21 protein-coding genes and 1 tRNA gene are annotated in these 21,225 nt (G+C 63.7%); 14 read left to right on the top strand and 8 right to left on the bottom strand.

From position 1 onward, the window contains the following. Nucleotides 1-24 precede the first annotated feature (24 nt). The 4 genes from CATRI_RS00840 to CATRI_RS00825 are packed head-to-tail and all read left to right on the top strand — an operon-like array spanning nt 25 to nt 3,122. Nucleotides 25-1,203, top strand: a complete 1,179-nt coding sequence (locus tag CATRI_RS00840; protein WP_290218775.1) for a molybdopterin molybdotransferase MoeA — start codon at nt 25-27, stop codon at nt 1,201-1,203. Then, complete coding sequence (locus CATRI_RS00835; protein ID WP_290218773.1) at nt 1,185-1,658, top strand: MogA/MoaB family molybdenum cofactor biosynthesis protein; 474 nt, start codon at nt 1,185-1,187, stop codon at nt 1,656-1,658. Before CATRI_RS00840 ends, CATRI_RS00835 begins: the two co-directional genes overlap by 19 nt. Beyond that, nucleotides 1,648-2,109 (top strand): molybdenum cofactor biosynthesis protein MoaE, encoded by a 462-nt coding sequence (locus tag CATRI_RS00830; RefSeq protein ID WP_290218770.1) that lies wholly within the window; start codon nt 1,648-1,650, stop codon nt 2,107-2,109. The genes CATRI_RS00835 and CATRI_RS00830 overlap by 11 nt, the downstream gene beginning before the upstream one ends. After that, nucleotides 2,106-3,122: a ThiF family adenylyltransferase gene (locus CATRI_RS00825; protein WP_290218767.1), complete on the top strand. Its 1,017-nt coding sequence runs from the start codon at nt 2,106-2,108 to the stop codon at nt 3,120-3,122. The genes CATRI_RS00830 and CATRI_RS00825 overlap by 4 nt, the downstream gene beginning before the upstream one ends. On the opposite strand, the gene CATRI_RS00820 is transcribed toward CATRI_RS00825, so the two are convergent. Continuing rightward, nucleotides 3,101-3,188: transfer RNA gene (locus tag CATRI_RS00820), tRNA-Ser, on the bottom strand. The genes CATRI_RS00825 and CATRI_RS00820 overlap by 22 nt on opposite strands. A gap of 63 nt (nt 3,189-3,251) precedes the next feature. On the opposite strand from CATRI_RS00820, the gene CATRI_RS00815 reads away from it, so the two are divergent. Then, nucleotides 3,252-4,211 (top strand): NAD(P)H-quinone oxidoreductase, encoded by a 960-nt coding sequence (locus CATRI_RS00815; protein WP_290218765.1) that lies wholly within the window; start codon nt 3,252-3,254, stop codon nt 4,209-4,211. On the opposite strand, the gene CATRI_RS00810 is transcribed toward CATRI_RS00815, so the two are convergent. Continuing rightward, nucleotides 4,208-5,380, bottom strand: coding sequence for an aminotransferase class V-fold PLP-dependent enzyme (locus CATRI_RS00810; protein ID WP_290218762.1), 1,173 nt, complete (start codon nt 5,378-5,380; stop codon nt 4,208-4,210). The genes CATRI_RS00815 and CATRI_RS00810 overlap by 4 nt on opposite strands. A 170-nt stretch (nt 5,381-5,550) precedes the next feature. Between CATRI_RS00810 and wzm the strand changes: the two genes are divergently transcribed. The 4 genes from wzm to glfT1 all read left to right on the top strand — a co-directional run bounded on the left by wzm (nt 5,551) and on the right by glfT1 (nt 9,345). Continuing rightward, on the top strand, nt 5,551-6,447 hold the full coding sequence (wzm, locus tag CATRI_RS00805; RefSeq protein ID WP_290218760.1) for a galactan export ABC transporter permease subunit Wzm/RfbD: 897 nt from the start codon (nt 5,551-5,553) through the stop codon (nt 6,445-6,447). 9 nt (nt 6,448-6,456) lie between these two features. Next, nucleotides 6,457-7,263, top strand: a complete 807-nt coding sequence (gene wzt / locus CATRI_RS00800) for a galactan export ABC transporter ATP-binding subunit Wzt/RfbE (protein WP_290218757.1) — start codon at nt 6,457-6,459, stop codon at nt 7,261-7,263. Nucleotides 7,264-7,528: 265 nt separating this feature from the next. Then, on the top strand, nt 7,529-8,413 hold the full coding sequence (locus CATRI_RS00795) for an endonuclease domain-containing protein (RefSeq protein WP_290221220.1): 885 nt from the start codon (nt 7,529-7,531) through the stop codon (nt 8,411-8,413). A 5-nt stretch (nt 8,414-8,418) separates the two neighbouring features. Continuing rightward, on the top strand, nt 8,419-9,345 hold the full coding sequence (gene glfT1 / locus CATRI_RS00790; protein WP_290218755.1) for a galactofuranosyltransferase GlfT1: 927 nt from the start codon (nt 8,419-8,421) through the stop codon (nt 9,343-9,345). 2 nt (nt 9,346-9,347) lie between these two features. Here glfT1 and CATRI_RS00785 read toward each other — a convergent pair whose 3' ends face one another. The 4 genes from CATRI_RS00785 to CATRI_RS00770 all read right to left on the bottom strand — a co-directional run bounded on the left by CATRI_RS00785 (nt 9,348) and on the right by CATRI_RS00770 (nt 11,754). Beyond that, nucleotides 9,348-9,734 (bottom strand): GtrA family protein, encoded by a 387-nt coding sequence (locus tag CATRI_RS00785; protein ID WP_435384211.1) that lies wholly within the window; start codon nt 9,732-9,734, stop codon nt 9,348-9,350. Nucleotides 9,735-9,827: 93 nt separating this feature from the next. Beyond that, nucleotides 9,828-10,706 (bottom strand): hypothetical protein, encoded by an 879-nt coding sequence (locus tag CATRI_RS00780; protein ID WP_290218752.1) that lies wholly within the window; start codon nt 10,704-10,706, stop codon nt 9,828-9,830. Between the two features lie 41 nt (nt 10,707-10,747). Next, complete coding sequence (locus tag CATRI_RS00775) at nt 10,748-11,245, bottom strand: hypothetical protein (protein ID WP_290218750.1); 498 nt, start codon at nt 11,243-11,245, stop codon at nt 10,748-10,750. A gap of 2 nt (nt 11,246-11,247) precedes the next feature. Beyond that, the gene (locus CATRI_RS00770) at nt 11,248-11,754 is read right to left on the bottom strand and encodes a hypothetical protein (RefSeq protein ID WP_290218749.1); all 507 of its coding nucleotides are present in this window, start codon (nt 11,752-11,754) and stop codon (nt 11,248-11,250) included. 31 nt (nt 11,755-11,785) lie between these two features. Between CATRI_RS00770 and CATRI_RS00765 the strand changes: the two genes are divergently transcribed. Next, nucleotides 11,786-12,037, top strand: coding sequence for a hypothetical protein (locus tag CATRI_RS00765; RefSeq protein WP_290221215.1), 252 nt, complete (start codon nt 11,786-11,788; stop codon nt 12,035-12,037). Between the two features lie 82 nt (nt 12,038-12,119). Here the strand turns inward: CATRI_RS00765 and CATRI_RS00760 are convergent, their stop codons facing one another. Continuing rightward, the gene (locus tag CATRI_RS00760; protein ID WP_290218747.1) at nt 12,120-12,263 is read right to left on the bottom strand and encodes a hypothetical protein; all 144 of its coding nucleotides are present in this window, start codon (nt 12,261-12,263) and stop codon (nt 12,120-12,122) included. 391 nt (nt 12,264-12,654) lie between these two features. Further along, the gene (locus CATRI_RS00755) at nt 12,655-12,777 is read right to left on the bottom strand and encodes a hypothetical protein (RefSeq protein ID WP_290218745.1); all 123 of its coding nucleotides are present in this window, start codon (nt 12,775-12,777) and stop codon (nt 12,655-12,657) included. A 704-nt stretch (nt 12,778-13,481) separates the two neighbouring features. On the opposite strand from CATRI_RS00755, the gene dprE1 reads away from it, so the two are divergent. Genes dprE1 through CATRI_RS00735 form a run of 4 tightly spaced genes read left to right on the top strand, consistent with a single transcriptional unit; the run spans nt 13,482 to nt 21,210 of the window. After that, on the top strand, nt 13,482-14,897 hold the full coding sequence (dprE1, locus tag CATRI_RS00750) for a decaprenylphosphoryl-beta-D-ribose oxidase (protein ID WP_290218744.1): 1,416 nt from the start codon (nt 13,482-13,484) through the stop codon (nt 14,895-14,897). Between the two features lie 19 nt (nt 14,898-14,916). After that, complete coding sequence (dprE2, locus tag CATRI_RS00745; RefSeq protein ID WP_290218743.1) at nt 14,917-15,681, top strand: decaprenylphospho-beta-D-erythro-pentofuranosid-2-ulose 2-reductase; 765 nt, start codon at nt 14,917-14,919, stop codon at nt 15,679-15,681. Between the two features lie 2 nt (nt 15,682-15,683). After that, the gene (locus tag CATRI_RS00740) at nt 15,684-17,783 is read left to right on the top strand and encodes a galactan 5-O-arabinofuranosyltransferase (protein ID WP_290218742.1); all 2,100 of its coding nucleotides are present in this window, start codon (nt 15,684-15,686) and stop codon (nt 17,781-17,783) included. 22 nt (nt 17,784-17,805) lie between these two features. Next, complete coding sequence (locus tag CATRI_RS00735; protein ID WP_290218741.1) at nt 17,806-21,210, top strand: arabinosyltransferase domain-containing protein; 3,405 nt, start codon at nt 17,806-17,808, stop codon at nt 21,208-21,210. Nucleotides 21,211-21,225 lie beyond the last annotated feature (15 nt).

Raw genomic sequence — 21,225 nt, 5'->3', positions numbered from 1 at the left:
TCAGCATGCCATTACGATGGCAGCATGGTCACCCCCGAGGAACACGCCGCGGCGATCGCGCGGTTGATCGCCGATCAGCCGGCCGTCGCCGTCCCGCTTATCGACGCCCCCGGGCGCCTCCTCGCCGCCCCCGTCACCGCCGCGTTCGACTCGCCGCGCTTCGACAACTCGCAGATGGACGGCTATGCCCTCTCCGCCGCCCACCTGGCCGGCGGGGAGTTTTCCGTCGGCGCAACTCTGCCCGCTGGGACCGACCCCAATGTCCTCTACCCGGAGGGCATCGGCGCGGAAATCGTGCCCATCATGACCGGCGCGAAAGTCCCCCGCGGCACGGCGGCGATCGTGCCGGTCGAGCGCTGCAATCCCCCCACCTTCGGCGCCGCAACCGTGACGGTTCCCGCGGGCATCCCGCTCGGGCAGTTCATCCGGCCGCAGGGAAGCGACATTGCGGCCGGGGAGTTCTTGTTGGAGGCCGGGGAGTTGATCACCCCCGTGGCCGTGGGAGTTCTCGCTGGCCAGGGCCTCACGGACGTCGAGGTCCGCGGGCGACACCGGGTGATCCTGTGCACGGGCGGGGCGGAGATCGGCTCCGATTCCGCCGCCGCCATTCCCGATTCCAACGGCCCGATGCTGCAGGCCCTGTGCGCGCAGGCGGGCATCAACGTCGCCGGGCACGTGCGCACCAACGACGACCCGGAGCAGCTCGCCGCCGATCTGGAGGCTGTCATCGAGCAGCTCAACCCCACCGCGATCATTACTTCTGGCGGCATCTCCGCCGGGGAATTCGAGGTGATCCGCCAGGTACTCGCACCGCACGGGTGGTTTGGCCACGTTAACCAGCAGCCCGGTGGACCGCAGGGGTGGGCCCGCTTCCACGGCGTGCCGGTCATCTGTCTGCCCGGCAATCCCGTGTCCACCCTCGTCAGCTTCCGCCTCTTCGTCGCTCCCCTCCTGGGAATGTCCCCCGCTCCGGTCGCTTGCCAAATGGGCACAGATGCCCCCGGCCTGCCCACCAAGGAGCAATTCCTCCGCGGCGTCCTCGCCGACCGGGTGGCCCGGCCGGTGGGCGGCGCCGGATCGCACCTGCTGGCCCAGGCCCTTCACGCCACCTGCCTCATTCGCATTCCAGCTGGCGGGGTGCCCGGTGGCGCCTCGGTGCGCGTCTACCCTCTGGGAGCATCCTCATGCGCACTGGGTTGGTAGTCGTCGCCTCCACCCGTGCCGCAGCCGGCATCTACGAGGACCGCTCGGGCCCCATTGCGGAGGACTTCCTGCGCCGCATCGGCCTGGACACCCCGGAACCGCTCGTGGTGGCGGATGCTGATATCCCCGCCACCCTCCGCCGCATCCTGGCCGACCCGCCGACGGTCCTGCTGACATCCGGGGGCACGGGCGTGACGGACGATGACCGTACCGTCGACGCCGTCTCCCCCTTCCTGGTCCGAGAGTTGCCGGGCATCGTGCAAGCTTTCTGGTCCCGCGGCCTGACCACTACTCCCCTGGCCGTCCTCTCCCGCGCCGTGGCCGGCATCACCGCGCAGGGCACGTTCGTCATGACTCTGCCCGGCTCGACCGGCGGGGTCACCGATGGCTGTGCCGTGCTGGAACCGGTGCTGCCCCATCTTCTCCTCCAGCTGGAAGGTCACCATGAGCACTGATCCCGAGTACGTCGCCGAGCAGACGGGCCTGGTCATTGGCGCCCTCATCACCGAGGATCCCCTCGCACCCCTCCTCGCTGAGGCCCGTGCGACAACCCTGACCGAGGCGATGGGTGCCCTCGTCGTCTTCGAAGGTGTGGTCCGCGACCATGACGGCGGGGAGCGCGTGCGCAGCCTCACCTACAGCGCCCACCCCACCGCGCCCGAGGTCATCGCGGAGGTCACAGCAGCGGTCAGCGCCGCCCACCCCGATACCCGCCTGTGGACGGCGCATCGCGTCGGCCCCTTGCGCATCGGTGACGTTGCATTTCTGGCGGTAGCGGCGAGCGCGCACCGCGGTCAAGCGTTCGAGGCGTGCAGCGAGCTTGCCGACCGCGTCAAGGCCGAGGTCCCCATCTGGAAGGAACAACGGCTGATCAATGGTGACACGCAGTGGGTGGGTCTCGAATGACGCAGCCAGATCCGCGCTACCGGCGCCAGATCTCGCTTATCGGCGAGCACGCTCAGGAAAAGATCCGCTCCAGCCACGTCGCGGTGGTCGGCGCCGGGGGCCTTGGCTCCCCCGCCCTGCTCTACCTCGCCGGCGCGGGCGTCGGGCACGTGACCATCATCGACGACGATGTCGTCGAACTCTCCAACCTGCACCGACAGGTAATCCACGACACGGCGGGCGTCGGCAAGCGGAAGACGGAGTCCGCGCAGGACGCGATGCTCGCCCTCAACCCCGACCTCCACATCACGCTGGTCAGCGACCGCCTGACCAGGGACAAATCCGTCGATCTCCTCCGGGGTGCCGATGTCGTCCTCGACGGCACCGACAACTTCAACACCCGCCACGTCGTCTCCGCCGCCTGCGCCACCCTCGGCGTGCCGCACGTGTGGGCCTCCATCCTCGGCTTGGACGCCCAGCTCTCCGTCTTCCACGCCGGGCACGGCCCCATCTACGAAGACCTCTTCCCCACTCCCCCCGCACCCGGCGTGGTCCCCTCCTGCGCGGAGGCGGGCGTGCTCGGCCCCGTCGTCGGCGTCGTCGGATCTGCCATGGCTTCCGAGGCGTTAAAGCTGGTCACGGGGCTGGGCACGCCGCTCATCGGCACGTTGGGCTACTTTTCCTCGCTCGACGGGCGCTGGGAATACCTCCCCGTCGCCGGCTCCCCCGCGACCGTCGACAAGCTCCTGCGGGAGGGCCCACCGTCGCAGGGCGTGCGCGAGGTCAGCACCATCCCCGATGGTGCCGTGCTTATCGACGTCCGCGAGCCCCCCGAATTCGCCACCTCCCACCGCCCCGGGGCGCGCAACGTCCCCCTCCAGGTCATCCTGGACGGCGAGTGGCTGCCCCCCGAGGGGGAGACCGTGGTCATGTACTGCGCCAGCGGGCAACGATCCGCGACAGCCGTGGCCGCCCTCGCTGCCCGCGGCATCGTCGGGCCGGCGAGCTTAGTTGGCGGAGACGGCGGGATTTGAACCCGCGGAGGTGTAACCCTCGCTGGTTTTCAAGACCAGTGCATTCGGCCGCTCTGCCACGTCTCCTCGGGGAGAAACCTTACCCGACCCACCCCCCAGCTCCGAAAACTTCCCCTACCCTGGTGAGTTATGAAGGCCATCACAGTAACCAATCCGGACGACCCCACCTCCCTCGCCCTCACCGAGGTTGACCTCCCGCAGCTCAAGGACGGCGAAGTCTTGGTGAAGGTGCAGTCCGCGGGCGTGAACCGCGCCGACCTGCTGCAGGCGAAAGGCCACTACCCGCCGCCGCGCGGGGCGTCGGAAATCATCGGCCTGGAATGCGCTGGCGTCATCGAGGACCCAGGCACCACCGACCGCGCGAAGGGCGAACAGGTCGGGTGCTTGCTCTCGGGCGGGGGATACGCCGAGTACGTTGCAGTCCCCGAAGGCCAGCTCATGCCGATCCCCGAGGGCTACTCCCTGGCCGAGACCGCCGCGATCGTCGAGGTCGCCTGCACCGTGTGGTCAAATCTGGGAATGCTCGCCGATCTACAACCCGGCCAAACGGTCCTGCTGCACGGCGGCGCGGGCGGCATCGGCACCTTCGCCATCCAACTGTGCAAGGCCCTCGGCGCGACCGTAGCCGTCACCGCCGGGTCCGCCGAGAAACTGGAAACGTGCCGTGAGCTGGGCGCGGACATCCTCATCAACTACCGCGAAGACGACTTCTCCGAGGTCCTCAAAGGCCGCTGCGATGTCATCCTCGACATCATGGGCGCCAAATACCTCAAACAAAACCTGCGCGCACTCAACGAAGACGGCCGCCTCATCATCATCGGCCTCCAAGGCGGCACCACCGCCGACATCAACCTCGGTGCCCTCCTGCCGCGCCGCCTCACCATTAGCGGCACCACCCTCCGCGCGCGTTCCACCGCCGGAAAAGCCGAGGTCGTGCGCTCCACCATCGAGCACGTGTGGCCCATGCTTATCGACGGCCGCGTCACCCACCACATCCACACCATCCTCCCGCTGGCCGACGCCGCGCGCGCTCACGCGCTGCTCGAATCCGGCGAGGTCACCGGCAAGGTCGTGCTGGAGGTGTCTTAGGCCAAGGAGGCCACGACACGGGTCAGGTGCTCGATGTCGTGGCGAGTGTTAAACGGACCCAGCGACACGGTCACCGCGCCGCCAACCTCGCCAACGCCCATTTCGTCAAAGACCTCCATGTCGGGCAACACGGTGGTGATGATGCCGTTGTCGCTCAGCCTTTGGCAGACCGTGGTCGACGGGACCCCCCGCACTGCGAAAGACAGCCGCGGAATCCGCTCCCCGAGCCCCCCATCGCCGGCCTCCCCGCTGATGCCGACCAGGTGCACGGAATAATGCGTGCCGATCATCGTGATCAGATCATCCATCAAACCCTGCAGGTAGAAGTGCATCTGCTGCAAAGAGTCAGCCACCTGCCGATGCCGGTGTCCAAACCCCTCCACGAGACCTGCCAGGTGATCAACCACGGCGGGCACCCCGCCAGCCAGGCCCGGAACGAGATCCTGCTCCACCAACGGATCAATGCGGCGGAACATCGCCGGATCACGGAACACCAGCGCCGCCATCTGCGGCCCACCCAGCTCCGCCAAGTCAAGAGCGACGATGTCCGCGCCCCAACCTTCCAAATCGACGGAACGATAAGGCGCATAAGCCGAAGCATCCACGACGACCCAGGCCCTCGAACGAGACCGCACCGTATCCACAATCTTGGCCACCGGCGCCACCGTGCCCAGGTAGGACTGCGCAGCGGAAAGGGTCACCAGGCGCGTGGAACCATCCACCAACTCGCCGAACTGCCAGCTAGGCAAAGAGCCAGTACCCAAGTCAGGCTGCGCCCATCGCACATCATCGGTCAATGACTCAAACACCGCATTGCGTTCCGGCGCGTCCAACCGGGAAAGCACGATCGAGGAAGAATAACGGAACATCGGCCGCATGGCCCGTCCCAGTTGCCCGTACAGAGCCTGCAAATTGGGACCCAGGATGACCTGCGACGCTTCGGCGTCGCAGAAGTCTGCGACTGCGGCCCGGGCGACGTCGAGAAGCATGTCACCCACCACCCGCACGGTCCCATCATCGGCCGCCACCCGACTAGATTGGCGGAAAGAACGCGCCACCGACGCTGAGACCCGCTCCGGGATCTGTGGGCAATCGTGGGCGTTGAGGTAAGTCCATCCGTCGCCAAGGGACGTGTAAAGCCCCCGAACGCTGGCCACGTCATAGACCATCTAGGACTCCTCCTTAATTACTTTCTGGCATCGCCTACCTAGTATGCCCCTTAGAGTTTCTTAATGCACGCTCGCCCCCCAGATGAATAGCCCCACGTCAACATGGTTTCCAACAGGGCCACGAACGCACAGATACCGGCGAATCCCGACCCCACCGCTAGGGTGTAGGTGTGCAGGAACAAGCCCCTACTCGTGACCTACGTGCCGACGTCGCCCGGATGACCGAGGCCATTACTACCGACGTCCCTCCCTCCCGGTCCAAGACCTTCGCCGCGGCGTGGAAAGACCTCGCCCGCGGATTCCGGCAGCACGAACTCTGGCTGCAGCTCGGTTGGCAGGACATCAAGCAGCGCTACCGCCGCTCCACCCTCGGCCCCCTCTGGATCACCATCGCCACCGGTGTCATGGCCCTGGCGCTCGGCCTGCTCTACTCGATGCTCTTCCAGCTCTCCCTCGCCGATTTCCTCCCCCACGTCACCGTCGGCCTCATCATGTGGGGCTTCATTTCCGGCTGCATCCGAGACGGCTCCGACATCTTCATCGACAACGAAGGCCTGATCAAACAACTCCCCTCCGCGTTGTCCGTCCACGTGTACCGGTTGGTGTGGCGGCAAACGATCTTCCTCGCACACAACCTGGTCATCTGGGTGATCCTCATGCTGATCTTCCCCCGCGACCTCGGCTGGGAAATCCTGCTCACCATCCCCGCCATGGCGCTGCTGATCCTCAACGGCGTGTGGGTCGCGATGTTCTTCGGTATCGTCGCCACCCGCTACCGCGACGTCGCGCCCCTCCTCGAGGCCCTCGTGCAACTCCTCTTCTACATCACCCCCATCGTCTGGACCACCCAGACCCTCAAGGAACAGGGCGGCGACGTCGCCCAGCGCGCCCTCCTCGCCGAGATCAACCCGCTGTTCCACTACCTTGAAATCGTCCGCGCCCCCATGATCGGCCAGCCCATCGCCGCCTATCACTGGTGGATCGTCCTGGCCTGCACCGCCGTCGGCCTCGTCCTCGCACTACTGGCCATGAAGCAATGGCGCTTCCGCGTGAGCTACTGGGTATAGGAGAACACCATGGTCTCGATTGACACTTACAACGCCTGCGTCGACTTCCCCATTTTCGACGCCAAGTCCCGCTCGATGAAAAAGGCCCTGCTCTCCACCGCCGGTGGCGCCATCGGCAGGAACCAAGACAACACCGTCGTCGTCGAAGCACTGCGCGACGTTAACCTCCACCTTCGCGAAGGCGACCGCGTCGGCCTCGTCGGCCACAACGGCGCCGGCAAATCCACCCTGCTGCGCCTCTTGTCCGGCATCTACGAACCCACCCGCGGCTCCGCCGACATCCGCGGCCGCGTCGCTCCCGTCTTCGACCTCGGCGTCGGCATGGACCCAGAGATCTCCGGCTACGAGAACATCATCATCCGCGGCCTCTTCCTCGGGCAGACCCGCAAGCAGATGAAGGCCAAGATCGATGAGATCGCCGACTTCTCCGAGCTCGGTGAATTCCTCAACATGCCCCTGCGCACCTACTCCACGGGCATGCGCGTGCGCCTGGCCCTCGGTGTCGTCACCTCCATCGAGCCCGAAATCTTGCTTCTCGACGAAGGCATCGGCGCCGTCGACGCCGCCTTCATGGCCAAAGCCCGCGTCCGGCTCCAGGAGCTGGTCAAACGCTCCGGCATCCTCGTTTTCGCCTCCCACTCCAATGACTTCTTGGCTCAGCTCTGCAACACCGCGCTGTGGATCGATCACGGAGTAGTCCGCACGGCCGGACTGGTTGACGAGGTCGTCGAGGCCTACGAGGGCAAGGGCGCTGGCGATTATGTCCGCTCGCTGCTCAAGCGATTCGACGACGAGCCCGAAACCAGCACTTCCTAACAACTCCGGGTGCTTTCACCCTCCCGCACCCCCGGAGTTGTTAGCCAACGCCGCTTTCCACCCTCTCACCACCGGCAAACCAGCACTTCCTAACAACTCCGGGTGCTTTCACCCTCCCGCACCCCCGGAGTTGTTAGCCAACGCCGCTTTCCACCCTGCTCCCCAGCCCACCGTCGCTTAGGGTGATCCCCAAGGGGGAAGACTCATGGGGACAAGTCACTTTCGGAAGCCGCTGGAGCCTGGCCGAGTCGTTAGCTTGAAGCTGATGGTCGACAATGGGGTGAGCAGGCATCAGGTGCATCGTTTGGTCGCCGAGGGCCAGATGTTTCGCGTCGAGCGGGGTGTTTTCACGACGTCGAAGCCCGAGGGGACACTCCTGTTGCAGGCGTTGCGCTATCGGCGGCCCCATCTCATTTTCACTGGCCGGACGGTGATCGAGTTGCTGACGGAAGCTCCGTTGACGCGGCCGATCGTCGGGATCGTGCGGCCGGAAGATTCGAATCATTCGAATTCGCTGATCACGGTGAAAAGGCGCCGTCAGGTCGAGTTCGAAGAGCATAGGGGCCTCAGCATCACTCCGCCGGCGGTAGCGGTGGCGGATGCTTTGGGGGAGGTGGAGGAGGATAAGCTCCTGGATTTTCTGGAGTCGGCGTATTCGACGCGGAAGGGGAAGCAGAAGCTGGAAGAGGATCTGCGCGGCTTCCCGAGGGTGCCGGAGAAACTCAGGTCTCTGATAAATCAAGCGGCTATCGGGGCGGATAGCCTGCCAGAGCAGCAGGTTTTCCGCGAGCTGCGGCGCCACGGGCTGAAGGTGGTGCAGAATCCGCAGATCGGCGGGTACTTCTTTGACGGGGTGATCGAGAAGTCCAAGATCATCGTGGAGATCGATGGTTACGCTTACCATTCGGCAGAGTTCCAGGAGACGTTCGTCCGGGATCGGTGGAAGCAGAATCTGGTGACGCGGCAGGGCTATCGGGTGCTGCGCTATTCGGGCAGTTGCGTGATGTATCACCTGGATAAGGTGGTGGAGCAGATTGTCGCGGCAGCTCATCGCCATCCGGCGCCGTTGTCTTCGGAGACGAGTCCAGTGTGGGTGTGGCACGAAACGTACATGAGAAACGGACCATTAGAGCTTGGGATGGCACAATAAGGAACATGCCTCACGCTGCCATTCTCCCTTTGTCTCGTTCCGGTTCGACGGCGGCGGTGATTGTGACGCACAGGCGCGTCGATTTGCTCCGGGCATCGTTGGAGCAGGTGGTAAACCAGACTCACCCGGTTGAGTGGGTGATTGTGGTGGACAATGGCTGCGAGGCGGCCGTCGAAAAGCTGGTGAGCGAACTGGCCGGTGACCGGGCTGTGTATCTGCCCAGCCGGGCCAACTTGGGCGGCGCGGGTGGCTTTGCTTATGGGTTTTTGTCGGCGCTCGCGCTGGGCGCGGAGGCAATTTGGTGTGCAGATGATGATGGCCGTCCGGCGGACGGCACTGTCTTGGCCACGCTTTACGACGTCGCCGAGGCCCACGGCCTGCACGAAATCTCACCGGTGGTCTGCAACATCGACGACCCGGATCGTTTGGCGTTTCCGCTGCGGCAGGGCTTGGTGTGGCGCCGTCGGCGGAGTGAGTTGGAGGGGGACTTCCTGCCGGGTATTGCGAGTTTGTTTAACGGAGCGTTGATCAGTGCCCGGGCGATGGAGATCATTGGTGTGCCGGACTATCGGCTGTTCATTCGTGGTGATGAGGTGGAGTATCACCGCCGTCTCGTCCGCTCCGGTTTGGAGTTCGGCACGGCGTTGACGACGGCATATCTGCACCCGGATGGCTCGGATGAGTTCCGGCCGATCTTGGGTGGGCGGATGCACACGCAGTATCCGGACAATGAGGTCAAGCGCTATTTCACGTATCGCAACCGGGGGTACATCATGTCGCAGCCGGGCATGCGGAGGTTGTTGCCGCAGGAGTATGCGCGGTTCGGGTGGTTTTTCCTCGTGCAGGAGCGGGACCCGAGGGCTTTCCTAGAGTGGCTGCGGTTGCATCGGCAGGGCCGCAATGAGAAATTTACTCGGCCGGAGAGGCAATAGACCTACTTAAAAATGAACAGCCGCTGCACCACGAAGTTGATCACGGTGGCGGTGCCTTGGGCGATGAGGAAGGCCACGACGATCGCCAGGGTGGAGCCCCAGTCCCAGCTGGTGAACAGGCGGTAGAAGCCGGCGTGCAGGCCGACGTTGACGAAGTAGGTCACGGTGTACAAAGCGGCGACCATGAAGAAGCGCTTGGATGAGGGCGCGGCTTGGAAAGTCCAGCGGCGGTTGATCAGGTAGGCCGTGATGGTGCCGAAGATGAAGCCGACGGAACGCGCCAGAACCGGACCGGCACCGAAGAATACCTGGAGGATCCAGGTGAGGCCGAGGTCGACGACGGCGGAGATGCCACCGGAGATGATGAAGCGGACGGCCTGGGTTTTCAGATCCTTCTCCTCGGCAGCGGCGGCGGCTGCGGGGGCGGAGGCTGACACGTTCGAGGGGTTAGACACGAGACAACACCCTACCCGGAGAAGGTGTCAGACTCTAAGGAGTTCGCGATAGAAGTCGAGGCGGTCGACGGGTGAGAGGGCGTCGGTGCCGTATCCGCCGACGTCGGAAAGCAGGCGCAGCGACTCGACGCAGGCGGCGCGGGTGGCGGGTCCATCGAGGGGCCAGCCGAGTCCACCCATGGTGGCTTCGAGGACGTGGTTCGATATTGCCTCGTCACCCATGCAGGCCAGGGCGAGGACGATGGCCCAGAAGGCGTCGCGTTCCATGGGGTCGGTTTCAACGGGCAATCGGTCGAGGACGGCGGAGACGTCGGCGGGCAATGTGCCCGGTCGGGTGAGGTCGAGGGCCTGCAGGAGGGGCACGAAGTCGAAGATGCCACTGCGGTCGATGAGGCTTCTGACATCGGCATTCGTTGCGGCGAGGACCTCGCGGATGGTGGTGGTGCCGGTCAGTTGCGCGTTGATGTCGGCGAGGTCGAAGTCCTGCCCGCCGAAGGAGCCGGAGCCTCCGACGCACAGTGCTCGGGGGGTGCCGGCGTCGCGTGGGTAGGACTCGATGGCGGAGATCTCGATGACCCACAGGCCCCAGTAGTAGGCAAGGGTGTCGCCTTCCCCGCGTAGATGGGTGTGGATTGCATCGGCGGCGTCGATTCGCTCTTCGCGCTGGCCCGCCCGGCTGAAGTGCCACGGTGTTGCGCCGACTTCCTCCCCGAGGCCGAAAGTGGTGACCAGAATCTCATGCAAATCGGCGAGGTGGAGCCCATCGTTGACCCCGATGTGACGGTGGACTTCGGCGTCGGCTCGGATATTGGAGGCGCGGAGGATGATGGTGCGGTCGGTTCGCTGGCGGCGCTGTCGGGCGGTCGCCAGATCGACGACGACGTTGGCGGCACCGTTACTGGACATGCTTTCCAGGGTAGCGAGAAGCCTGCCCGCCGCGCAGAATCCTATGGCAGCGGGAACGGGCGCGTTTCCGCCCCCAGCGCCTCCTGCAAGAATTTCCGGGATCGGCGCTGCCCTTCGATCGTGTGCCACGCCTCAACCAGCTCGGCGACGGCCGTCGCATAGATCCAGGCGTTTTCCGCGAGCGGTTCCCCTCGGTAGGCGTCCCGCAGCTTATCGACGTCCACGGTCCCCGACGGGACCGCCCACACCGGCGCCGTCAGCTTCGGGTTGGTCTCCTTGGCGGCGGCTACCGCCGCCTTGATTTCGGCGACGGCGGCGAGGAGGGCGCTAACAAGCTCAGTGAGCGGACGAGCGGTGTCTAGGATATAAGCGCTGGCAGTGAGGTCGCCGAGGCGGTCGGGATCGACGAAGCCACTGCCCAGAATCCACGCGCCCGCTAGTGTCCCGGAGGCGGAGGGCCCGTCCGGGGAGGTGTGCACGTGCCAGACGACGGTGCAGTCGGGCTGGGTATCGACGACCGCGATCAGCGGGTGCTCCACAGTCACTCCGCGAGCTCGAGGCGTTGGCGATGAGTGACCTCTGAAAGGGCGAAAACACTCACGCCTGCGATCGCTCCGAGGACCGTGTTGGGGCGCTTGAATCCGCGATTGCGCAGGCCCTTGACCATGCGGCGCTGCACCATGCCATCCAACTTGACTAGTCCCGCGGTAACGACACCAACCCCGCCAATAATCAGCCACGTACGAGCTGGGGAATCGACGCTAAAGTCACCGGCCTCGAATTCCCACTCGGGGCCTGCAGCTTTTCCAATATCCCCAATCGAACGGCGCAGATTATCTGCGACGACGGCAAGATCGTTGTCCGGGTCATCATCAATCGCGTTGAGGACAGCTACCGAAGCCATACCAACAGTGAGAATGCCGGTGCCAACAAGAAAGCGGAGGAACTTCGATTCGATGTAGTCAGGCAAAGACACGATGGCGCCCACGACACTTGCTTGCGCTACGCGCCCGGCCAAGGTGTCATCGAGGCTGTAGTAGTCAGTCATGGCCTTCATCCTAGCGGCTACCCTGGTGGTTATGTTCGGAAGAAACAAGGGCTTTGACCCCGAGAAGGACCAGTACGAGGGCCGTTTCATCGCCGCCGAAGAAACCAATCTCCCCCTCAACGATCTCATGACTCGGATGCTGGCGCAGGAACTGCCCATCCTGGATAGTCACGAACGCGGCACCGTCTATCGGCTGCTGCGGGAGTACGCGGAGTCGGGCCAGCCCGAGATCACGAGCCAAGAGCAACTGCCCGCGGGAATCCGAGAAATCTTGGATATCTAGGGCCGCCCAAACACAATGCAGGGCCCCACATCCTTTGAAAGGATGCGGGGCCCTGCGAGATTAGCTTGCCGCTTCGTAGTGGTTAGTACGAAGAAGTGGCGATGCCAACCAGATCCTGCACGTAGTCGCCAACGACGCTGAATGTGCCACGTGCGGAACCGGCTGCGACATCGAAGCCGCCGCGCAGGGCATCTGCGGTGGCCTTGAACAGATCGACAATAAACATGGGCATGTTCCTCTCTCTTATCTCTTCGGGCAGCTCTTTCGATCTGCCCCTTGGACGCCATAATGCCAAGCGAAGTCAGACCCCGCAATGGCTAAAACGACGATCTGAGGCATTCCCGCATGAAGAGGGCCTAATGTGAATATCCTGGCAACGCTGCAGTTCAGCGTCCTGCCGGGCCCTCGGCGTCGCCGCCGCGGCTGAGTCGAGCGACGGCGGGGCCTTCCGGATAGATGGTTCCCACATCATTGCTGTGTGGGAGCTATTCTTCCGCGATTGAGGGGCTGTGAACAGTGGTTTCTCGAAACGGATGTAGACATGAAAAAACCCCAGGCGTAAAGCCTGGGGTAATTCAGTGCTATCCCCGGAGGGATGAGCGCTTTCCTAGTTCTTCTTAGTTGAAGACGTCAGAGGAAAGGGTGGTGATGCCACCGTTGAGGGCGCCGTACAGAGCCTCGAGGGTGTCGAAGATGACCTTGCCGGCGTTGGTGAAGAGGTTCTCGATGAGGGTAGCCATGTTAGTAGCCCTTTCGTAGTGTTTTGAACAAGCCTTCTGACTTGCTCCGTGGCTATACTATCGCAAACTTTCCGCGGCGAGGGCAAATGCAGGAAGCGCTCAGGTTCCGTGATTCAAGCCACGGAAAGTACTCGTTCCGTACTGTTTTCAAACGTCAAACGCCGATTCGGCGCGCCCCATCGTTATGAAATAGTTGCATGAAAAGCCCCGGCAACTACCCCCGATCGGGGGTAAGCAAAAGGCCCGCAGAAATAAATCCGCAGGCCAGATGCCAAGCTCTAACATGGCTGGGCTAAAACGAGCGCGCATAATATGCATTCGGCTGCCGCAAGTTTCGGGCGCCAATGTTGATGCCGCTGACTCGTTTCGCTTGAGTCACAGAATAGGGTATTGCGAATCGAAAAGCAAGCAGGGAACGTTACACACGCCCGATTTTTGTGAAATTCTCGCCAAGTTGGAGCCCATGTGTTAACGCTGGCCCCACGGACGTCGATAAGGCGCAGGTCGGGTACCTGCCAGTGGCGGCCCTCACTCTCTTGTGACGACACGCCGGGCAGAAAGGTGACCAACCATCCTTTTGAGGTCGCAGTCGGCTAAGGATCACAGCTTTTCCCCAGTGCTTGCTCTGGGGGCGGCTAGGCCCGCGCGGGTAGGCTCGAGGTGCATTCATTCGTGTTTTTATCCGTCGACAGAAGAATTGGAAGATGGAACTCCACACCACAGAACAGTCCCTCTCCGGCTGGGGTCGAACGGCGGCTACCACCGCCCATGTCCTTTCGACCCCGGACGTCGAGACCATCGTCAGCGCCGTCAAGCAGGTTGCTGACGACAACTCTGACAAGCCCCTCCACCTCCGCCGCGGCGTCATTGCTCGCGGCATGGGCCGCTCCTACGGCGACCCCGCCCAAAACGCTGGTGGCCTGGTTGTCGATATCCAGGCTCTCAACCGGATCCACTCCATTGATCCGGATACCGCGACCGTCGATGTCGATGGTGGCGTGACCCTTGACCAGCTGATGAAGGCTGCCCTCCCCTATGGCCTGTGGGTTCCGGTACTGCCGGGCACCCGCCAAGTGACCATTGGTGGAGCCATCGGTCCCGACATCCACGGCAAGAACCACCACTCTGCTGGCTCCTTCGGTGATCACGTGGCCTCGATGGAGCTGCTCGTGGCCGATGGTCGCATCCTTCACCTCGAGCCGGAAGGCTCCGCGGACGACCCGGACGGCACGCTGTTCTGGGCGACCGTCGGCGGCATGGGCCTGACCGGCATCATCCTGCGCGCCACCATCAATATGACGCGCACGGAGACCGCCTACTTCATCGCTGATGGTGATCTCACCGCCAACCTGGATGAGACCGTGGAGTTCCACTCCGACGGCTCGGAGAAGAACTACACCTATTCTTCTGCTTGGTTCGATGCCATCTCACCGGAGCCTCGACTCGGCCGCGCCGCCATCTCGCGCGGCAGCCTGGCCACCCTGGATCAGCTCAAGGAGCTTAACCCGAAGCTGGCTAAGGACCCGCTGAAGTTCAACGCCCCGCAGCTGATCACCGTGCCGGATATTTTCCCGTCCTTCACCATGAACAAGCTGTCCATGATGGCGATCGGTGAGCTGTGGTGGTTGAAGTCCGGTGAGTACAAGAACCAGGTGCAAAACCTCACGCAGTTCTATCAGCCGCTGGATCTCATCGGCGAGTGGAACCGTGGCTATGGTTCCAAAGGTTTCCTGCAGTACCAGTTCGTCGTGCCGCGCGAGGCTGTCGAGCCCTTCAAGGACATCGTTCGTGACATTCAGCGTTCGGGCCACTACTCGGCGCTCAACGTGTTCAAGCTCTTCGGTGAGGGAAACCGTGCGCCGCTGTCGTACCCGATGCCGGGCTGGAACGTGTGCGTGGACTTCCCGATTAAGCGCGGGCTCGGTGACTTCCTTGATGAGCTTGATCGCCGCGTCATGGAGTTCGGTGGCCGCCTGTACCTGGCCAAGGAATCGCGTACGTCGGCGGAGAACTTCCACCAGATGTACCCGGGGATGGCCGGTTGGCTCAAGACCCGCAACGAGATCGATCCCACTGGTGTGTTCGCGTCTGATATGTCGCGTCGCCTGGACCTGAACTAATTAAGGAGAAGTCCTCACCATGCTTAATGCAGTGGGCCAAGCCCAGAACATTCTTTTGCTCGGCGGCACTTCTGAGATCGGTCTCGGCATCGTCGCAGAGTTCCTGTCCCGCGGTCCTGCCCGCGTCCTGCTCGCCGCCCGCGCCGACTCCCCGCGTATCGACGCCGCCGTGGCACAGGTACGCGAGGCCGGCGCCTCCGACGTCGAAGTCATCGACTTCGACGCCACCGATTTTGCCTCCCACCCGGGCGTCATTGATACGGCCTTCGCGCTCGGCGACGTCGATGTCGCCATCGTTGCCTTCGGCACCCTGGGTGACCAGGAAGAGCTGTGGCAGGACCAGGCCGCAGCCGTCGCCTCCGCTCAGACCAACTACACCGGCCCGGTGTCAGTGGGCGTCCTGCTGGGCCAGCGCTTCAAGGCGCAGGGTCACGGCACCATCGTCGCCTTGTCCTCGGTGGCGGGCGTGCGCGTGCGCCGTTCCAACTTCGTCTACGGCGCTTCGAAGGCCGGCATGGACGGTTTCTACACCCAGCTGGGCGAAGCCCTGCGGGGTAGCGGTGCCAACGTTCTCGTTGTGCGACCGGGACAAGTGCGCACGAAGATGAGCGCGGGCGTCGATAAGGAAGCTCCGCTGACCGTGGATGTTGACCAAGTGGCGGAAGCCACCGTCAAGGCCGTGCTTGACGGCAAGGACATCATCTATGTGCACCCCGCCTTCGAGGCGGTGGCCACGGTGTTTAACCTGACGCCACGGCAGATCTTCCGCAAGCTACCCTTTTAGGCATGGCATCTAGCAGCACCACCGCCCCTGGCGCGGCACCCGCGAAGTCTCAACGCCTCCAAACGGAGGGTTACACCAGTGACCTGCTGAGTAGGAAGCTGACCGTTGTCGCCATTGCAGCCGCTTGGGCTGGTGGTGCTGTTTTCATCCTTGCCGCTTGGTTAGTCCTGCGGATGACCACGTGGCCGGCGTTTAATACGTCGAACATGACCTACGCTCTATCCACCGCTGCGACGGTGGCGATCGTGGTGGCCGTCGGCGCGCTGACCGCTTGGTGGCTGATCGACGAACAGCAAGCTGCCAGGCGTCGAAAAGCGACGTACCGCAACGCCGTTGATGTAGCCGAGCCGGAGCCCGGTCCGGACGGCAACGTCACGCCGGTTCCAGTTCCTGCCTTGCAGATCTCCCGCCCGCGGTGGCGAGTATTCCTTACCTACCTCGTGTCGTATCTCTCGCCGGCGGCGCTGGTGGTGTCGACGATTGCGATACCACTGTCGTCGTCACGCCTGTACCTCGATGGCATCCAGTACGACCAAGGTTTCCGCACACAGTTCCTCGGACGCATGACCGAGACGCTGGGCAACCACGACATGAATTACGCGGATATGCCCTCCTACTACCCCTTGGGCTGGTTCTGGGGCGGCGGGCGCCTGGCCAACTTCCTTGGCATGCCGGGGTGGGAGGTTTATCAGCCGTGGGCATTGATTTCCATGGGCGCGGCTGCTTGCATGCTTGTCCCCGTGTGGCAGCGCCTCACGGGGTCGCTGGCAGTGTCCACCGGGATGGCACTGGTCAGCACCTGCATCATGTTGGTGATGAGCCCGGAGGAGCCCTACGGCGCCATCGTCGCCATCGGTGCCCCGGCCGCCGCCATAATGGCTCGTCGGGCCCTACTGGGTTCTTGGTTCGCTAGCTCCGCCGTCCTGCTCTACCTGGGTTTCTCGGCGACGATGTACACGCTGTTCACCGGCGCGGTCGCCCTGTCCGTGACGGCCATCGCAGCCGTGTTCACCGCCTTGCACGCCCACACCTTCGTGCCCGTGATCCGTCTGTTCTATATCGGAATCGGCTCGATGCTCATCGCGTTGATTTCTTGGGGCCCCTATCTGTGGAGCGTGGCTACCGGCCACCCGCATTCCGGGTCGTCCGCCCCTCATTACCTCCCGCCGGAGGCCACGCAGATTCCACTGCCCTTCTTCTCCCCCACCATCATCGGCCTGCTCTGTCTTATCGGATTGATCTACTTGGTAGTGCGGGCGTATGACTACGACATCCTAAGCATGGGAATTGCCCTACTGGGTTTCTACCTGTGGTCGGTTGCGTCCATGATCACCACGCTGGCTGGCAGCACGTTGTTGGGCTTCCGCATCGATATCCTCGTCGTCTTGGTTATGGCCTCTGCCGGCGTCCTTGCATTAGCCGAGCTGCGGCTAGTCGGCGTGGATTGGCTGTACCCGGACCGCTTCAATGACAAGACTCGCCGCATGATCACTATGGTCATGGTGCTTATCCTCAGCCTCGGTGGGATCGCCTACGCGCAGCGCATACCGCAGGAAAACCAAGTTGGCATCGACCAGGCGTACACCAACACCGATGGTTACGGCGATCGCGCAGACCGCTTCGCCCCCGACGCCGGACGACACTACCCGGCGATTGATGAGAAGATCCGCTCGATGGGCTACGAACCCTCCGACACGGTCGTCCTCACCGATGAGATCCACCTCATGGCCTTTAACCCTTACCTTGGTTTCCAGGCCTTCACCAGCCATTATGCTAATCCATTGGGCGAGTTCACTGAACGGAACAAGACCATTGAATCCTGGGCTAACGGCTCGTGGGCCGAGTTAGCCGACCCACAGAAGTTCATCACTTCTTTGGAAGACGCGAAGTGGCGGGAGCCGGACGTGTTCGTCTTCCGCGGCGATCTTTCCCATCCGGAGTCCGGTTGGAAGACCCACGTCGCCGAGGATATCTTCCCCAATAACCCGAACGTGCGTTACCGGGCGCTGCTGTTTAGCCCGGCCCCGTTCCTCCAGGCCCCGGACCTGTGGGATGTCTCCCAGATCGGCCCGTTTGTGGTGGCGGCCCGCGTAAAGTCGTGATCCTGCCGTAGACTCCCTTGTTGTGTCTGCAACCGTCGTGTCGAAAAAAGAGGCCCCGCAGAGTTCTCCTGCCACCGCTCCCGGCTGGCTGAAGAACCTGGCCATTGTTTCCGGGCTCCTGGGGTTTGTCCTCTTCATGTTGACCCCGTTCCTTCCGGTCAACCAGACCCAGTCGTCGCTGTCGTGGCCTCAAGGCGACAGCCTCAACTCGGTCAATGCTCCCCTCGTGGCGTACGCGCCCGAAACGCTGGAGCTATCCATCCCCATTAAGGAATCGATCGACGGCCTCCGTGACGGTCAATCCCTCGTTCTGTCGACTCTGCCCCTGCATTCCACGGACGCCACCTCTCGCGGCCTGTTCGTGCGTTCCTCCGACGGCGGCATCGACGTGGTGGTGCGCAATCAGGTCCCCTTCGAGTTGAATGCCGAAGAGGTGGCGGCGCTTGACGACGACGCGCTGCTCACCGTCTCCGCCACCGAAGACGAAACAAAGGTCGCCGTCCCCGGCGCCCGGAGCAGTGACGGCGACGCCCTCGAAGGGGTAATCAAGGACGAGGACACGCGTCCTCAGGTCACCGGTATTTACACCGAGCTGGACGATTCGCCGGCGGCGACGGCCGCGCTGGTCAATGCCGGTCTGCGGGCCGACGTCGAGATCAACTCCCGCTTCACCTCCTCGCCTTCGGTGTGGAAGTACATCGCCATGTTCGGCGGCTTGGCGTCGCTCATCGTGGCCCTGTGGTGCCTGCACCGCATGGACGGCCTCGACGGCCGTTCTTCCCGCCGTTTCCTGCCAGCCGGCTGGTACAAGCCCCGCCTGCTCGACGGCATCGTGGGCTTCATCCTGGTGTACTGGCACATCTTCGGCGCAAACACCTCCGACGATGGGTTCATCCTCACGATGGCGCGCGTCTCCGAGAACGCGACGTACATGGCGAACTACTATCGCTGGTTTGGCGTCCCGGAGTCCCCCTTCGGCTCCCCCTATTACGACCTGCTGGCCCTGATGACTCAGGTCTCCACCGCGTCGGCGTGGGTGCGGCTCCCAGCATTGCTGTCGGGCTTGATCATCTGGATGATTCTCTCGCGCGAGATTCTTCCGCGCCTCGGCGCGCAGATCGACGGCCGCCAGGTGGCCCACTGGACTGCGGCGATGGTGTTCCTCTCCTTCTGGCTTCCCTACAACAACGGCACCCGCCCCGAGCCGATCATCGCCATGGGCGCGCTGCTGACGTGGGCATCCTTCGAGCGGTCCATCGCGACCTCGCGGCTGCTGCCAGCCGCGGTCGGTGTCATCCTCGCCACGATCTGCCTGGGCGCTGGCCCCACGGGCCTCATGGCCGTCGCGGCACTCCTGGCCTCTCTGTCCAGCCTCTTCCGCATCATCTTCCGCCGTCTGCCTCTGTTGGGTGCCCCGACCGGGTCCCCCCGCCGAACGATCATCACCGCCGTGTTGGCGATGGTCGCGCCGTTCCTGGCGTCCGGCACCGCGATCCTCGTGGCCGTCTTCGGCGATCAGACCTGGGCCACCGTCATGGAGTCCATCCGTGTTCGATCCGCCAAGGGCCCGTCGCTGAGCTGGTACCAGGAATGGGTCCGCTACCAGACGCTGATGGAGCAGACCGTCGACGGTTCCATGACCCGCCGCTTCGCGGTATTCATGCTCTTCCTCTGCCTCGCCATTGTCATCGCGGCGATCCTGCGCAATGGTCGCGTCCCCGGCGCGGCCAAGGGACCGACGCAGCGCCTGGTGCTCATCATCTTCGGCACCATGTTCTTCCTCATGTTCACCCCGACGAAATGGACCCACCACTTCGGCGTCTACGCCGGTATCGTCGGCGCCCTCGCGGCCCTGGCGGCCGTGGCGTTGAGCTACTCCGCACTGCGATCGACCCGCTCACGCACGTTGTTCACCGGCGCAGTGATCTTCCTGCTGGCGATCACCTTCTCTGGTACCAACGGTTGGTGGTACATCTCCAGCTTCGGTGTGCCCTGGTTTGATAAGACGGTTCAGTTCAAGGGCTTCGAGGCTTCCACCCCGATCCTCTTCCTCGCTCTTGCAGTGCTGGCGCTGGGCACAATCCAGTCCTTCATCACCGACCTGCGGGTGGCCAAGGCCGAGACCGAAGGCAACCTCGACGAATACCGAGCCGAGCGCAAGCGGAAGCTGCAGCGCTGGACCGGGCTATCCTCCGCCCCCATCGCCATCGCCTGCGCGTTGATGGTTGTTTTCTCCATGGCGTCCCTGGGCAAGGGCTTCGTCTCCCAATACCCGGCGTATTCCGTCGGCTTGGGAAACCTGCGTTCGCTGGCCGGAAAGTCCTGCAGCCTGGCCAACGATGCGCTCTTGGAGACCAATACCAACGATTCATTCCTGACCCCCGTGGGCAATGTCCCGCTGGCGGAGTCACTCGAATCCGAGAGCCACCGCGGTTTCGCGGCTAACAACATCCCGTCCTACATCGGGCAGGACGAGGCTTCCACGACGTCTGTCGGTGCGATTGCCGACGCCGAGCGTACCGGCGAGGCAGAGCAGTCCACCGGTCAGGACAGCGGCACCACCGGTGGTGTGCGCGGCGAGGTCGGCGTTAACGGTTCGACCGTGAAGCTGCCCTTCAAGCTCGATTACCACAAGGTTCCGGTCGTCGGCTCCTGGACATCTGGCCAGCAGCTGCCCGCTGAGATCACCACCGCCTGGTACGAGCTGCCCAAGGCCACCGAGGAGGCCCCGCTGGTGGTGGTGTCGGTCGCCGGACGCATCGAGCACCACGACATCAACGGCGTGCTGCACGACGGCCAGGAGTTGGTCCTTGAATACGGCACCCGCGGCCCGGACGGCCAGATCGACGAGTCTTCCGTCGGCGAGCTGGAAATGTTCGATATTGGCCCCCAGCCGTCCTGGCGCAACCTGCGCTTCCCACTGGATCGCATCCCCGAGGAAGCCAATGTGGTGCGCATCTCCGCCACCGACCTCAGCCTCGATCCGAAGCAGTGGCTGGCGTTTACCCCGCCTCGCGTGCCCACCCTGGACTCGTTGAACAACATCATCGGTTCGGAGAAGCCGGGCTTGCTCGACTGGTCGGTCGCCCTGCAGTTCCCCTGCCAGCGCACTTTCGACCACTTCGCCGGAGTCGCCGAGATTCCCGAGTACCGCATCTCTCCCGATCACCCGGGCAAGTCGACGCTGACCCCGTTCCAGGACTACGCCGGCGGCGGCGTCATGGGCACCGCCGAGGGTGTCAACGAGTCTTATGAGCTGCCGAGCTACACCCGCAACGATTGGCACCGCGACTGGGGCTCCATCGAGATCTACGAGCTGCGGGAGAACTCCGCGGGCGTTACGCCGGATGAGGCCACGATCGACCTGGAGGTTATTCCGCGGTCGGGCCTGTGGTCGCCATCGAAGATGATGATCGCGACCAGCTAGCCTCAACTAACACAG

It is taken from the genome of Corynebacterium atrinae (assembly GCF_030408455.1).
Classification (GTDB): Bacteria; Actinomycetota; Actinomycetes; order Mycobacteriales; family Mycobacteriaceae; genus Corynebacterium; species Corynebacterium atrinae.
Note: the sequence above shows the minus strand (reverse complement) of the source record. Positions and strands in the feature narration are given on the sequence as shown.